Source organism: Aciditerrimonas ferrireducens (genome assembly GCF_023130475.1).
Taxonomy (GTDB): Bacteria; Actinomycetota; Acidimicrobiia; order Acidimicrobiales; family UBA8190; genus Aciditerrimonas; species Aciditerrimonas ferrireducens.
Genome location: NZ_JAKHEX010000012.1, coordinates 43,285 through 57,668, shown reverse-complemented (window position 1 = coordinate 57,668; position 14,384 = coordinate 43,285). Strand labels below are relative to the sequence as shown.

Sequence of the window (14,384 nt, the reverse complement as noted above, 5' to 3'; positions counted from 1 at the left end):
GTGCTCGTCAGGGACGGCGGCGGGTCAGACGTTCGGCAGGGGGGCGAAGGCCCGGACGAGCAGGTCCTCGGTCTCGAGCTGGTGGACGGCCGCCGACCCGGTCGCCGGGCTGGCCGACTCGGCACGGCTGACGTGGACGAGCCGGTAGCGGTCGCGCAGGAGACGGTGGAGCCGGCCGTGGACGAAGGTCCAGGCCCCCATGTTCTCGGGCTCCTCCTGCCACCAGATCACCTCAGTGGCTGCGGGGTAGCGGCCGAGCAGGGCGGTGAGCTCGGCTTCAGGCCACGGGTAGAGCTGCTCGACGCGGATGACGGCCACCGCGGCGGGGTCGACCCCGAGTGCGGATCGGTCGTCGGCACCCTGGCGGAGCTGGTCCCGGCGGCTCATGACCTCGAAAGCACCCTTGCCCGAGGCGAGGACGACCCGCTGAACTCGCCCAGGGTCGACCGCCTCGGCGGCCTGGGCCCCGAGGCGGCCCGTGGTGGCCGGGTCGTCGAGCACGGCCTGGAAGCCGCCGGCCAGGAAGTCCTCGAGCGGGGAGCGGGCCTGGCGGGCCCGGAGGAGGGACTTGGGGGTGAAGACGACCAGGGGCTTCGGGAGGGGCAGGCGGACCTGGGAACGCAGGAGGTGGAAGTACTGGGCTGCGGTGGTCGGTTGGACCACCCGGAGGTTGTTCCGGGCGCAGAGGGTCAAGAAGCGCTCGATGCGGGCCGAGGAGTGCTCGGGCCCTTGGCCCTCGTAGCCGTGGGGCAGGAGGAGAACCAGGCTGGAGCGCTGGCCCCACTTGTCCTCGGCCGCCACGAGGAAGTTGTCGATGACGATCTGGCCACCGTTGGCGAAGTCCCCGAACTGGGCCTCCCAGAGGACCAGGGCTTGAGGGGACTCGACGCTGTAGCCGTACTCGAAGCCCAAGGCGGCGTATTCGGAGAGCAGGGAGTCGTAGACCCCGAAGCGTCCCAGCTGGGGGTCGTCGCCGAGATGGGCGAGGGGGACCCATTCGGCCCCCGTCTCGTAGTCCACGAGGACGGCGTGGCGCTGGCTGAAGGTCCCCCGCCGGGAGTCCTGGCCGGCCAAGCGGACGTCCGTGCCCTCCAGGAGCAGGGAGCCGAACGCCAGCGCCTCACCGAGAGGCCAGTCGACCTCGCCAGCGGCGACCATGGCCTGGCGCTGGGCGAACTGGCGGGCCAGCTTGGGGTGCACGGTGAAGCCCTCGGGGACCGCCGTGGCCGCCGGCACGAGCCGCTCGAGCACCTCTCGGTCCACTCCGGTCGGCGGGGCCGCTGGCGGAGGGGGCGGCGGCGGGGTGACCAGGCTCGCCGGGGGCGGGCCGGCCGTCTGCCGGGTCTCGTCGAGGGCCCGCTGGAGCATGGCCTGGAAGTCGTCGAGGGCGCGCTCGGCCTCCTCCAGGGTCAGGTCGCCCCGGCGGACCAGGGTCTCGGTGTAGAGCTTGCGGACCGACCGGTGGCGGTCGATCAGCTTGTACATGAGGGGCTGGGTGTAGGAGGGGTCGTCGCCCTCGTTGTGGCCGTGCCGGCGGTAGCAGACCAGGTCGATGACGACGTCCTTCCCGAAGGCCTGCCGGAACCCGAAGGCGATGCGGGCCGCCCGGACGCAGGCCTCGGGGTCGTCGCCGTTGACGTGCAGGATCGGGGCCTGGACCATCTTCGCGGCGTCCGTCGGGTACACCGAGGACCGGGCCGACTCGGGGGCGGTGGTGAACCCCAGCTGGTTGTTGATCACGAGGTGGACGGTGCCGCCGATGCGGTAGCCGGCGAGCTGGGACAGCTCGAGGGTCTCGGCCACCACCCCTTGGCCGGCGAAGGCCGCGTCCCCGTGGACCAGGACCGAGAGCACCGGGAACGCCGGCGCCCCGCTCGTCTCGTCGCTCCCGCCGACCCGGGCCCGCTGGCGCCGGATCCGGTCCTGGCGGGCCCGGACCATCCCCTCGACCACCGGGTCGACGGCTTCGAGGTGCGACGGGTTCGACGCCAGGGCCACCTCGATGCTGCTGCCATCCTTGGCCTGGAAGACCCCGACCGCCCCCTTGTGGTACTTCACGTCGCCCGAGCCCTGGACCGTCTCGGGGTCGAGGTCGCCTTCGAACTCCCGGAAGATCTCCCCGTAGGACTTCCCGACGATGTTCGCCAGGACGTTCAGCCGGCCCCGGTGGGCCATGCCGATGACGGCCCCGTCCAGACCCGAGCGGGCAGCCTCGCTGAGCAAGGTGTCCAGGAGGACGATGGTCGACTCGGCCCCCTCCAGCCCGAAGCGCTTCTGGCCCACGTAACGGGTGTGGAGGAACCGCTCGAAGGCCTCCGCCGCGTTCAGGCGGTCCAGGACGTGACGCTGTTCCTCGACGGTCAGCTCCGTGCGGACCCCCTCGACCTGCTGTTGGATCCAGCGCTTCTGCTCGGGGTCCTGGATGTGCATGTACTCGATGCCCAGGGTCCGGCAGTAGGCGTCCCGCAGGACCTCCAGGGCCTCGCCCAGGGTCATGCGCTCCCGGCCGGCCAGGCCGTCGACCTCCCACTCCCGGTCCAGGTCCCAGACCGAGAGGCCGTAGGTGGCCGGGTCGAGCTCCGGGTGCAGCGGCGGGGGCGCGGCCGCGAGGGGGTCCAGGTTGGCGATCAGATGGCCCCGGACCCGGTACATGTTGATGAGGCTCTGGACGTGAACCTGCTTCACGGTCCGGTCGAGCTGCCCCTCCGGGCGGCCACGCCCCCTCGACGGCTCGGCGAGCCAACGCTCGGGCGCCATGGGCAGCTCGAGGTCGGCGAAGACCTCGTCGTAGAAGCCGTGCTCGCCGGCGAGGCACGCCGCGGCGTACGCCAGGGCCAGTCCGGACTCGGCCCCTTGGACGACCCGGTGGTCGTAGGTGGAGGTGAGGGTGACCACTGGGCCTACCCCCAGCTCCGCCAGGGTCTGGCGGTCGACCCCCTGGAACTCGGCCGGGTAGCCGATGGACCCGACTCCGATGATGGCCCCCTGGCCGGGCATGAGCCGGGGGACGGACTGGACCGTGCCCAAGGTGCCGGGGTTCGTGAGGGTCACGGTGGCGCCGGCGAAGTCCTCGGGGGTGAGGCGGTTCTCGTGGGCTCGGCGCACCAGGTCCTCGTAGGCCGCCACGAAGGCCCGGAAGTCCAAGGTGTCGGCCTGCTTGACCACCGGCACCACCAGCGCCCGGGAGCCGTCCGGTCGGGGCAGGTCCACCGCCAGGCCTAGGCCCACGTGGGGGTGGTGGACCACGCCGGGGTGGCCCTTGCCGTCGGCGTCGTCCACGTAGGCGCTGTTCAGCGCCGGGACGGCCATGACGGCCTTCACGACGGCCCAGGCGATGAGGTGGGTGTAGCTGACCTTGCTGCCCGTGGTCCGGGCCAGCGCCTGGTTGATCCGTGCCCGGTTGACCTCCAGCAACTTGGCGGGGACGCTCCGCACGCTGGTGGCCGTTGGCACCTGGAGCGAGGCCACCATGTTGGCCGCCAGCCGAGCCTTGGCTCCCCGCAGCGGCTCCGCGTGGGGTTCCGCCGTCGCCTGCCCACCAGTTGGCGCTGGGGCAGTGGTCACCCGGTGGCCGTTGCTCGGGGCGGTCGCCACGCCGTTCGCCCCCGTGGCCTCGGCCGGCGCGTGGCCGTTGGTCGGCACCGAGGCAGGCACCGACGACGCGGCCCCCGCCGTGCCACCGTCGAGGGCGGTCGCCGACGGCGCCCCGTTGGCGTGGCGAGCGACCCGGGGTCCCTCCGCGTCCTGCGCGGTCGAGGCGACGACGTCGATGGGGGGACCGCCCAAGGGGACATAGTCGGCGAAGAACTCCCGCCAGCTCTCGCTCACCGAGGCCGGATCGGCTCGGTAGCGCTCGTACATGTCGTCAACGAGCCAGGCATTGGGGCCGAACGCTCCCCCAGCGGTACGGCCCCCGGCGGCAGTTCGGGGCGCGTCCATGCCCCCACCCTACCGGCCCCTGGTCCGGCCACGGCGCCGGCCCGCGACCCTCGAACGCTGCCGATCGCCGCTCCTTTGCGTCACGCCCTCGTGCTTGGAGACCACGAGAGGCGGTCGAGCAGCCACGCAGTTGACCACACGTTGCGGCAGTGGACGGGGTCTGCGAAGATCCCAGCCGGCACGCCCGTTGGTCGGGGCGGAGCAGCGGGGCCCGGCCACGGTGCCGCCGTCGGTCGTGGGAGCCGAGAGCGGGGGGCGCGATGGGAGGAGCAAGGCGCTGGTCGTGGCGGGACGCGTGGTCCTGGCTGGGCTTGAACCTGGGGCGTCGAGCCGGGCTGGTGGCTGCCGTGGGTCTCCTGCTGACCATCGTCCTTGGCCTCGGCGTCACGCTGCTGCGCTTCCAGACCTCGAACGCCAGCTACCTCAACGCCAACGACCCGGCCCAGATCGACAACCACCGCTACGAGCACTACTTCGGCGGCGACCTCATCGTGACCATGTTCACCATGGACCGGGGCTTCACGGTGAACGACCTCTTCACCCCGGCGAACGTGGCCGCCTTCGAGCGGGTCCAAGCTGCCCTCCACAAGGACCCCTCGGTCTTCTCGGTCATGACCCCCCTCGATGCGGTCACCCTGGCCGACCGCCTGCTGGCCGAACCTCCCGGCAGCGTCGATCCCACGGCCACGGTGGCGTTCCACCTGCTCTTCTCGGCCCTCCAGCGGGAGCCCTCGGCGAAGGGCAAGGCGGTGCTCTCGGCCTACCTCGCTTCCAGCCTGGGCCAACTGGACCGCGTGCCGCCCGATGCCCGCCAACTGGCCGACCCGGCCTGGGTCGAGGTGCTGCTCCACAACCCCAATGGCACCCTGCGGGCCGCCAGCGAGGCGTTCTTCCCGAACGACGGCCACGCTGCCATGTTCATCTTCTTGAAGGGCCACCAGACCATTGCCCAGGAGTCGGCGGCGGCCCGGACGGTCTCGCGGATCATCGACGCCACCCACTTCCAGCACGCCCGGACGCTGGTGACCGGCGTCCCCGAGCTGCTGCGGACCATCAACGACTACCTGACGAGCGGCTTCATCACCCTCGGGGCGATCGCAGCCCTGGTCATGGCCGTCATCCTCCTGCTCCTCTTCACCGTCCGCTGGCGGCTCCTGCCCTTTGCCATCGTGGCCGTGGGGCTCGTCTGGGCCTTCGGGCTCACCGGCTACTTCCACATCCCCCTCACCCTGGGCAGCATCGCCAGCCTGCCGGTCCTCCTGGGCGTGGGCATGGACTACGCCATCCAGCTCCACTCGCGGGTGGAGGAGGAAGTCGTGTTGGACCGGGCGGCCCACCCCATCCAGGCCACCGCTCGGAACCTCGGTCCGGCGCTCTTGGTGGTGACCTTCGACTGCGTCTTCGCCTTCGTGTCCCTGGCCTTCTCCAAGGTGCCCATGGTGCGGCAGTTCGGCTGGCTCTTGGTCGTCGGGATCGTGGCCGTCTGTGTCTTCTCCATCTTCGGCACCCTGGCCGTCCTGGGCGTCCGCGAGTACCGCTCCCCGACCAGGGGACGGGACTTCTCCCGGGGCTTCCTCTCCCGTCTCGCCGTCCGTCTCGGCAAGGTCTCGCCCAGGGCCGCCGTGCCCCTCATCCTCATCTCCGGGGTCATCCTCGTGGGGGGCGTGGCCGTGGAGGGGCACCTGAAGATGGAAACCGACCCCATCCAGTGGATCGATCCCTCAGCACCGACAGTCCGCGCCATGCACGAGGTCCGGGCCGGGATCGGGAGCGACAACTACTTCCAGGTCCTGGTCAGCACCGACCACCCCTACAGCGACCAGACGGTGGACTTCGTCGATCAGCTCTCCCGGCAGCTCTTCGCCCGGTTCCCTCACGAGCTCTACCTCGGCTCGGGCATGGTGAACCTCGTCAGTGAGCTGACCGACCTCCCCGGGGTCCAGCCCGTCCCCCCGACCGGTGCCCAGGTCCGGGAAGTGGCCAGCCTGGCACCGCCCGACATCCGTCGGACCCTGGTGGCCAACGGCGGCCACGAGCTGGGCATCGTCTTCGAAGCCAAGACCGCCACCCTGGAGCCCCTCACGCCCGTGGTGGACGACATCCTCCACGACGTCCACCCCCCGAAGGGCATCCAGGCCACCCCGGGCGGCATCGCCCTGGTGGGGGTAGGGCTCATCGACAACCTCCAGGCGTCGCGCAGTCTGCTGACCTACCTGGCGGTGCTCTTCGTGGGCCTCTTCTTGGCGGTCCGTCTCCGGAGCGTCTGGCGCTCCTTGCTCTCGTTGGTGCCCGTCGTCATCGCCGTCGGCATCGTGGCCTTGGCGACCTGGGCCCTGGGCGTGCAGCTGAGCCCCATGACGGCGGTCTCAGGGCCCTTGGTGGTGGCGGTCTGCACCGAGTTCACCTCCCTCATGCTGCTCCGCTTCGTCGAGGAGCGGGCTCGGGGACTCGACCCGGCCGCTGCCATGGCCTCCACCGCCAGCCGGACCGGGCGGGCCTTCATGGTCTCGGGCCTCACGGCCGTGGCCGGCATCGCGGTGATCGCTTCCTCGTCGTGGCCGCTGCTGCGGGGCTTCGGGGTCGTGGTCGGCCTGAACGTGGCCATCGCCCTGGTCTGCGCCCTGGTGGTCCTCCCGCCCATCCTGGTCTGGGCCGAACGCAACTGCCGCAACGTCGTCTCGCGGGGCCTCACCGCTGCCGTCCAGGAGACGCCCCGGACCGGGGGTCGCCCACCAAGCTCGCCTGCGCCGAGCCGGCAACCCGTGGTCGACCCCCATGCGGAGCCGGCCGTGCCCCTGAGCCGCATCCTGACCGGCGTGCGGGACGACTGAAGCAACGCCCGCCCCGCCCGACCCCGCTCGGCCGCCTGACGTCAGCCCTTCGTCGAGCCGGTCGGCAGGGGGCCCAGGCGGGCAGCCACCGCGGCCGCAGCGTCCTGGTGCGCGAGGAGCTGGCCCCCGACCACCTGCAGGCCGCTCGAGCCGGGCTCGACCACGAACGTGGCGACCTGGTCCGCGCCGAAGCGGGCCACGAGCTCGACCGCTTGGACCTGGTCCCCGTCCTCGACCGTCTCGATCGCGTCCAGGGAACCGCTCGGGATGTCCGGTCCCCAGATGGCCGGTGGCGCTTGGCGCACCAGCCGACTGAGCCAACCGGCGTGCTCGCTGGTGCCCTGACGGTAGGCGGCCAAGGCGTCCAGGGCCGCGCCCAGCCAGGCCAAGGGCTCCCGGGATCCCCGGAACGCCAGGCTGGGCTGGCCAGCGAGCCGCAGGGTGCCGGCGCGGACGTAGCCGAAGACCGGCGGCTGCCCCCCGGGCACGCCGGGCGGCAGACCCGGCGGGGGATCGGCCGTGCCCTGGAGGGCGTCGCTGGCGACCGTGGCCACCTGCCCCAGGGCGTCACCTTCGGTGCCCCCGACCAGTTGGGCGGTCACCACGAGGCGCTCGGAGGTGAACCAGAGCGCGTCGGGAGGCCAGCAGGAGATGAGGACCAGGCCGGCCCTGCCCGCCGGGAGGCTGGGCAAGGGCTGCCCGGGGTGTTCGATCCGGTGCCCGAGCACCTCGAAGGTGGCCACCGCGCACCCGACCTGGTAGCTGACCAGGTCCCCGGGCCGCAGCTGGTCGTTGGCGCCGAAGTAGCCGACGTCGTGGGCCTCCACGACGGCCAGTCCGGGCTGGCCAGGCCATGGGCTCGAGGGCAGGTGGCCGACTGCGGTGGCCAGGGTCCCTTGGGCGAGCCCCTGCTCGACCGGCGCCACGACCCCCGTCGCAGGGATCCTCAGCACGCCCGGTCCGCTCGGCGCACCACAGTCCTGCTGGCCTGCGTCCGCCTGGCTTCTCGTCTCCAAGACCCGCACCCTGGCGGCACCGACGACCTCCTGCCGGCGCTGCCACCAGAGGGGATACGCCACGCCGACCGCCGCCAGCCCGAGCAGGCCGACCCCGAGGAGGCCCAGCAGGCCCCGACGCCCCCGCTCAGCTGTCCTCATGCGCCCCACGACGGCCCCCTACTCCGACGAGGGAACACGCCGACCGTCGCCCACCACGGGCCACCCCGACCACGGCTTCCCGGGGCACGGTCAGCCACGGCTCCCGGACCCGTGCGTCGCAAGCGGCGCCACGCCGGACCGAGCCAGGTCCGGCACCGGCCCCTCAGGACCGCTGGCTCACACCACGGCGGCGCACCGAGCCGAGCACGAGCAGGCCGGCGCCGGCTACGGCCACTCCACCGATGGCCGCCCACCAGGTCCACCCCGACCACGGCTCCCCCGTGCTCGCGCTCGGCACCGTCCCACTCGCCGACGTGCTCGGCGTCGAGCTCGACGGGGTGGAACTCGACGGCGTCGAACTGGTCGGCGTGGAGGAGGTGGACGAGCTGCTGCTCGCCGTGATCGTGCTCGGGTTCACCGTGGTGTAGGCCGTCACCGGCAGGCTCAGGGTCTGCGTCGCCCCCTTCAGCACACTTTCCGCAACGCCACAGCCACTTCCCGTTGCATCGTTCGTAATGTCGACCGGTGTGCTGGCCTGGGTGACGGTCCCGGTCGCTGTGTAGACCCCCCCACTGGCCGACGGAGACCCGAGGCTGCCGCTGACCTGGAACGGCTGCGTGTACGTGCACGGCCCGGTCGGGGCGGAGAGGGACACCCGCAGGTTGCCCGACAGCGAGACCTGACCGGTCGACGGGTCGTAGGTCCCGGTCGCCGTGCCGTCGTCCTGGATGCTGATCGAGGCGGTGATCCCGGCCAAGGTGCCCTGCAACCCGCTCACCCACTGCGCGCCCGACGCCGGGAAGCTCGTCGTCCCGTTCGAGCTCAGCGTGCCCAGCATGGCGTTCGCCACCCCGTGGATCACCAGGGGGCTCGTGTTCAGCGAGGCCGCGGGCGTCACCGTCAGGACGCCGTTCGACCCCACCACGCAGAGGTTGTTGCTCCCTGACAGCTGGCTGGCGCAGCTCAGGCTGGCGGCACCAGCCACCCCCGAGGCGAGGCCCCCGACCACGCCTGCCGCACTGAGCGTGGCTGCCCCGAGCCCCGCCGCCGCCGCCCACCGGATGGCTCCCGACCGCTTCCCCATCGTGCCTTTGCCTCCCCGCTTGCTCACCGGCATCCCAGCCGGCGTTGTCATTGCGCGCCTCGCCCTTTTCGGGCCCAAGCACCTGGCGACGGCCCGGCCTGTTCGCTGCCGACCGGCGCCGACATCCCCGGTGGCGCATCCTAAGGAACCGCGGAGAGTGTTGTCAACGCACGGCAAAGGGGAGCGCCGTTGTGTTGACGGCTGAGCCTGGCCTGGGTGCGGCCCCGCCGCCGCCGACGACCCCACCCCTGCCCCACCTGCGGCGTCGGGATGCCCGGCGTTCAGGACCGCAGCTCGATCACGCCGCCCAGGGACACGCCGCCGCCCGAGGCCGGGGCGGCAAGGAGCGGCGCCAGGAGGGCCCCGACCGCTGGAAGGCCGGCGACCAGGGTGTCCACGGCGCCCACCAGGTTCCCGAGGGGTCCGGCCGACGGGGCCATGAGGGAGCCGGGCGCTGGCGACGACGGGCTCGCGGGGTTCGACGGGCCGGGCGGCGCTCCCCCGCCTCCTCCACCGGTGCCGACCCCGCGGCCCGCAGGAGGCGGGGGACCTGCCGGCCCCGAGCCAGGCCCCGAGCCACCCCCGCTGGCACCCCCGCTCACGACCGAAACCGTCGCGAGGGGGCTCGTCGTCTCACGACCGGCGGCCGGACCAGGGGAACGGCTGGCTGTCGCCGGCAGGGCGACCGCCGGCGGGCGGCCAGACTCAGGACCCTGGCCCGGCGCCCGTCGGGAGACCGGCAGACTGGAAGTCGACCCTGCCCCGGGCAGCCGGTTCCCCGACGGCGACGAGGCCGGCAGCGGCCCCGTCGTGCCTCGGGACGCGCGCACCCCAAGGGCCCGGCCCGGGGGATGGCGAAGGACCGGGGGCACCCCCACGGCCAGCACCAGGCCGGCGAGGAGCACGAGCAGCGCGACCACGCCCGAGCGCCGACGGGTCCCCTCTGGCCCTCGGCGGCCCCGGACGCCCGGGCCGCGCCCGGACGCCACCCGTCGGCCCGCCGATCGGCGCCAGGGTCGAGGACCGGGCCACGAGGGGAGGCTCCCCCCGAGGGTCTCGGTCAGGAGGGGGCCGAGCCCAGCCAACCCCGCCCCGCCCGGCGCCTCGACGCGGAGCCTGCGGGCTCGGGTCAGGGCGCGACGGCGGTAGAGGTCCTGGTCGGCGGCCTCGAACACCTGGCGCGTCCCGTCGGGCCCCGCCACGGTTCCATCGGGTTCGCTTCGGGCCGCCCCCCACGAGAACGCGGGGGCCCCGAGGTCCTGGGCCCTGGCCGCCACCGCCTCGGCAGCGCGCGGCCCCGCCCCGTCGAGCAGGACGGCGAACTCGTCGCCCCCGACCCGGAAGACGGCATCCCCGGCGCGGGACGCCGCTCGGAGCGCCTTGGCCAACCGGCGCAAGGCCTCGTCCCCGGCGGCATGCCCCAACCGGTCGTTCACGACCTTCAGACCGTCGAGGTCCACCAGGAGCAGGCCCAGGGTCCGGCTGGTTCGGGCAGCGTCCGCCACGGCCACGGCAACGGCCCGCTCGAACGCCCGGCGGTTGCCCACCCCGGTGAGGGGATCCTCGTCCGCCAGGGCCTCGATGGGCGCCAGGAAGGCCTCCAGCGCCCCGGCCAGGAGCTGGTCGACGGCTGCCTGCCAGCGGGCCTCGGCGAGGGCTGCCGGCCGGGCCCGGCGCAGGGCCCGGCACTGGCCCAGGAGCGCCTCGGGATCTCCGCAGCGCGCGCCCAGGTCCCGGCCTGCCGCCCGAGCCGCCTCGTCGTTGCCGCCCGACGCTGCGGCGACGACCGCTTCTCGCAGCCACCCCCCTTGATCCATGACCGCCCCCCTGCCCGCCGCCCTCGGGACCTGCGACCCCGACTCCGACACCGGGCGTCAGAGGAACGACGCGCCGCGCCGCGTCTTGCGGTCCGTCACGCACGAGTGGCGTCCGCCGGCGATGACCTCGGCGCTCGGCGCTCGAGCAGCCTTGGTGGCGTTCCGCTCTTGTTGGCGTTCAACCCTTGTTGGCGCCGTGGGCCCGGACGAAGTCGTTCACCGCCCAGTAAGCCTCGATCGACTCCCCGGCGTCCCCCCAGAACCCCTCCAGCACGTCGAAGGCCATCCGCCCTTGCTCGACGTACCAGTTGTTCACGTCCGTGATCTCCAGCTCGCCGCGCGCCGAGGGGCGGAGCCGGTGGACCACGTCGAAGACCTCGGCGTCGTAGCAGTAGATGCCGGTCACGGCGTAGGGGCTGGGGGGCTGCTCGGGCTTCTCGAGGATCCGCTCGATCCGACCGTCGGCCGAGAACGCCGGCACCCCGAGGTGCCGCAGGTGAACGGGATCCCCGACCTCGCTCAGGACGACCCGGGCCCCGCGCCCTTGGGTCTCGAACCCCTGCACGACCCCCCGCAGGCTCCGCTCCACGATGTTGTCGGCCAGCATGACCAGCACCGGGTCGTCGCCGACGAACCGTTCGGCCAGTCCCAGGGCCTCGGCGATGCCACCGGGCCGTTCCTGGCCGTTGCCGAGCAGCCGCAGGAACTCTCCGGCGTGGGTGCCGCCGGTGACCAGCATGACCTCCTCGATCCCCGCCTGGACCACCGCCTCGATCGCCCAGGCGATCATGGGCCGGTCGAAGATCGGCAGGAGGTGCTTGTTCGTGATGCGGGTCAGGGGGTAGAGCCGGCTCCCGGTCCCTCCGGCCAGGATCACCCCCTTCATCGCTCCCCCGTCGCCACGCGCGCCGCCGGCCGCTTCACCGGGCCGATCCTAGGGGGCCCGACGCCCGCGTGGCCGAGACCGCCTCCAACACGGCGTCCGCGAACGGCGGCCAGACCGCCAGGGCCCAGGGCCCGAAGGACCGGCCGGTCAGCCCGCAGCAGGCGCAACCCGCCTCGGGGTCCACCCAGAGGAAGCTGCCCGAACGGCCGAAGTGGCCGTAGGTCCGGGCCGAGGCCCGGGTCCCGGTCCAGTGGGGGACCTTCCCGTCCCGCACTTCCACGCCCAGGCCCCAGTCGCAGGGGTCGAACCGCCCCACCCCCGGGACCACGCCGGCCAGGCCGGGGAAGGCCACCTGGGTCGCCTCGGCCAGGGTGCTTCGATCCAGCAGCCTCGGCGCGAGGAGCTCGCTCGCCAGGCGCACCATGTCGTCCAAGGGTCCCACGACCCCGCTGGCCGGCGAGGCCCCCGGGGGGAGGACGGTGCCCTCCATGCCCAGCGGCCAGAGGACCCCTTCGGCCAGGTAGGCGTCGAAGGGCATGCCACTGCGAGCCGCCAGGGTCTCGGCCAGGACCTCGTAGCCGGCGTTCGAGTAGATCCGGCGCGCCCCCGGTGGGGCCAGCACCCGGCGCTCGTCGGGGGCGAGTCCCGAGGCGTGGGCCAGCAGGTGGCGGACCGTGGCGCCAGGCGGCCCGGCCGGCTCGTCCAGCGTCAGGGTGCCCTCCTCGACGGCCAGCAGCACCGCCAGGGCGACCAGCAGCTTCGACACCGAGGCCCAGGGCTGGGCCGTCCGGTGGGCCCCGGCCCGGACCACCTGCCTGATCGGTCCCCCCGGGGGCTCAGCGAGGACGACTCCGACGGCGACCTGGGGCGCCGGCCACCCGCTCGCCCGGGCCAGGGCGGCGCTCAGCGAGCCCGGGGCCCCGATGGGCTCGTCCAGGTCCGGGGGGTCGGCGGCCACCGACACGGCGCTCAGGTGTCCAGGAACCGTCGGATGCCGATGGCTGACCCCGCGGCGCCGATCACCACGCCGATGAGCCCCACCAGGACCGCCGTCACCGCCACCTCACCGGCCGGCGTCCGCATCTCATACAGCAGAGAGTGAATATTCGACCCTGCTAAGTGGTCAAGGAGGACGTGGAGTCCCACGGTGACGAGCACGGCCACCACCGCACCGGCCAGGCCCTGGACGATGCCCTCGAACATGAAGGGGATCCGGATGAACCAGTTCGTGGCCCCGACCAGCTTCATCACCGACACCTCCCGACGTCGGGCGAAGATGGCCAAGCGGATGGTGTTCAAGATGAGCACCGCGGCCGACAGCAGCAGGATGACCGCCAGGACCAGGAAGACCGCGTCCAGGACGTGCACCACCGTCTCCATCGTCCGGATGGCCTGCTGCGGGTAGCGGACCCCGTCGACCCCCGGGTACCGGCTGAACTGGCTCGCTAGGGCCGAGGCCTCGGCCGGCTGGCTCAGCACGCAGCGCCACGAGGCCGGGGTCGTCCCGATGCTCAGGACCGAGGCTGCCGACGGGTCCAGCAGCCGCTTGGCCTCCTGGTAGTCGTAGGCCTGGTCCCGGTAGAAGCAGCGCTCCACGTAGGGCAGCTGCCGCAACTGCTCGTCGACGGTCCGCTGCTGGGCGGTGGGCTGCGTCGGGGCTTGGGGCACCGGGTCCAAGAAGACCAGCACGTCCACGCCGTGCTGCCACTGTGTCGTGGCCTGGGCCACCCCTTGGCGCAACAGCAACGACACCCCGACCAGCGACAACGATACGGCCACGGTGAGGACGGCGGCGATGGTCATCAGCCGGTTCCGCCACAGGTTGGCGGCGGTCTCTCGGGCCACGTACTCCACGGACACTGCCATTACGGTCGATCCTCGTCGTTGCGCTCGGTCCAGCTCGTCTTCGGGGGTGGTCGATGCCCGCCGGTTCCGGCCCCGCCCCCGGTCTCAGGTGGCGATCCCGTAGACGCCCCGGGCCTGGTCCCGCACGAGCTCGCCCCGGTGCAGCTCGATCACCCGGCGCCGCATCTGGTCGACGATGCCGGCGTCGTGGGTCGCCACCACCACCGTGGTCCCCGTCCGGTTGATCCGCTCCAGCAACTTCATGATGCCCTGGCTGGTCGCTGGGTCCAGGTTCCCGGTGGGTTCGTCGGCCAGCAGCACCAGGGGCCGGTTCACGAAGGCTCGGGCCACCGCCACCCGCTGCTGCTCGCCCCCCGAGAGCTCGTGGGGGAGGTTGTCCCGCTTGTGGGCCAGCCCGACCAGCTCCAGCACCGGCGGCACCTGGGTCTGGATGACGTGCCTTGGCCGACCGATGACCTCCAGGGCGAAGGCCACGTTCTCGTAGACCGTCTTCGTCGGCAGCAGCCGGAAGTCCTGGAACACGCAGCCGATGTTCCGCCGCAGGTAGGGGATCCGCCAGGAGCTCAGCCGACCGATCTCCCGCCCCGCAACCCAGATCCGTCCCTGGTCCGGGGTCTCTTCCCGCAGCAGCAGCCGGATCATCGTCGTCTTGCCCGACCCCGAGGGACCGACCAGGAAGACGAACTCGCCCTTGCCGATCTCCAGCGACACGTCCCGCAACGCGACGGTCCCGGCCTTGTACGTCTTCGTGACGTGGTCGAATCGGATCATGGTCGGATGGGCTCGGGCGTCGGCACCACCCTG

Annotated in this window: 9 protein-coding genes; 1 reads left to right on the top strand and 8 read right to left on the bottom strand. The window is 72.8% G+C overall.

What is annotated here, in order from left to right; genetic code table 11:
• Positions 1 to 24: 24 nt before the first annotated feature.
• Complete coding sequence (locus Acit_RS08235; protein WP_248107939.1) at positions 25 to 3,939, bottom strand: multifunctional oxoglutarate decarboxylase/oxoglutarate dehydrogenase thiamine pyrophosphate-binding subunit/dihydrolipoyllysine-residue succinyltransferase subunit; 3,915 nt, start codon at positions 3,937 to 3,939, stop codon at positions 25 to 27.
• Between the two features lie 260 nt (positions 3,940 to 4,199).
• Between Acit_RS08235 and Acit_RS08230 the strand changes: the two genes are divergently transcribed.
• Positions 4,200 to 6,770 (top strand): efflux RND transporter permease subunit, encoded by a 2,571-nt coding sequence (locus Acit_RS08230; protein ID WP_248107938.1) that lies wholly within the window; start codon positions 4,200 to 4,202, stop codon positions 6,768 to 6,770.
• Positions 6,771 to 6,811: 41 nt separating this feature from the next.
• Here Acit_RS08230 and Acit_RS08225 read toward each other — a convergent pair whose 3' ends face one another.
• The 7 genes from Acit_RS08225 to ftsE all read right to left on the bottom strand — a co-directional run bounded on the left by Acit_RS08225 (position 6,812) and on the right by ftsE (position 14,351).
• The gene (locus Acit_RS08225; protein ID WP_248107970.1) at positions 6,812 to 7,927 is read right to left on the bottom strand and encodes a sortase domain-containing protein; all 1,116 of its coding nucleotides are present in this window, start codon (positions 7,925 to 7,927) and stop codon (positions 6,812 to 6,814) included.
• A 163-nt stretch (positions 7,928 to 8,090) separates the two neighbouring features.
• Complete coding sequence (locus Acit_RS08220; RefSeq protein WP_248107936.1) at positions 8,091 to 9,011, bottom strand: hypothetical protein; 921 nt, start codon at positions 9,009 to 9,011, stop codon at positions 8,091 to 8,093.
• A 281-nt stretch (positions 9,012 to 9,292) separates the two neighbouring features.
• Positions 9,293 to 10,828, bottom strand: a complete 1,536-nt coding sequence (locus Acit_RS08215; protein WP_248107934.1) for a GGDEF domain-containing protein — start codon at positions 10,826 to 10,828, stop codon at positions 9,293 to 9,295.
• A gap of 178 nt (positions 10,829 to 11,006) precedes the next feature.
• Complete coding sequence (locus Acit_RS08210) at positions 11,007 to 11,714, bottom strand: sugar phosphate nucleotidyltransferase (RefSeq protein ID WP_248107932.1); 708 nt, start codon at positions 11,712 to 11,714, stop codon at positions 11,007 to 11,009.
• A 34-nt stretch (positions 11,715 to 11,748) separates the two neighbouring features.
• Positions 11,749 to 12,672 (bottom strand): serine hydrolase domain-containing protein, encoded by a 924-nt coding sequence (locus tag Acit_RS08205; RefSeq protein WP_312710283.1) that lies wholly within the window; start codon positions 12,670 to 12,672, stop codon positions 11,749 to 11,751.
• An 11-nt stretch (positions 12,673 to 12,683) separates the two neighbouring features.
• Positions 12,684 to 13,580: a cell division protein FtsX gene (locus tag Acit_RS08200; RefSeq protein WP_248107930.1), complete on the bottom strand. Its 897-nt coding sequence runs from the start codon at positions 13,578 to 13,580 to the stop codon at positions 12,684 to 12,686.
• A gap of 84 nt (positions 13,581 to 13,664) precedes the next feature.
• Positions 13,665 to 14,351, bottom strand: a complete 687-nt coding sequence (gene ftsE / locus Acit_RS08195) for a cell division ATP-binding protein FtsE (protein WP_248107928.1) — start codon at positions 14,349 to 14,351, stop codon at positions 13,665 to 13,667.
• Positions 14,352 to 14,384 lie beyond the last annotated feature (33 nt).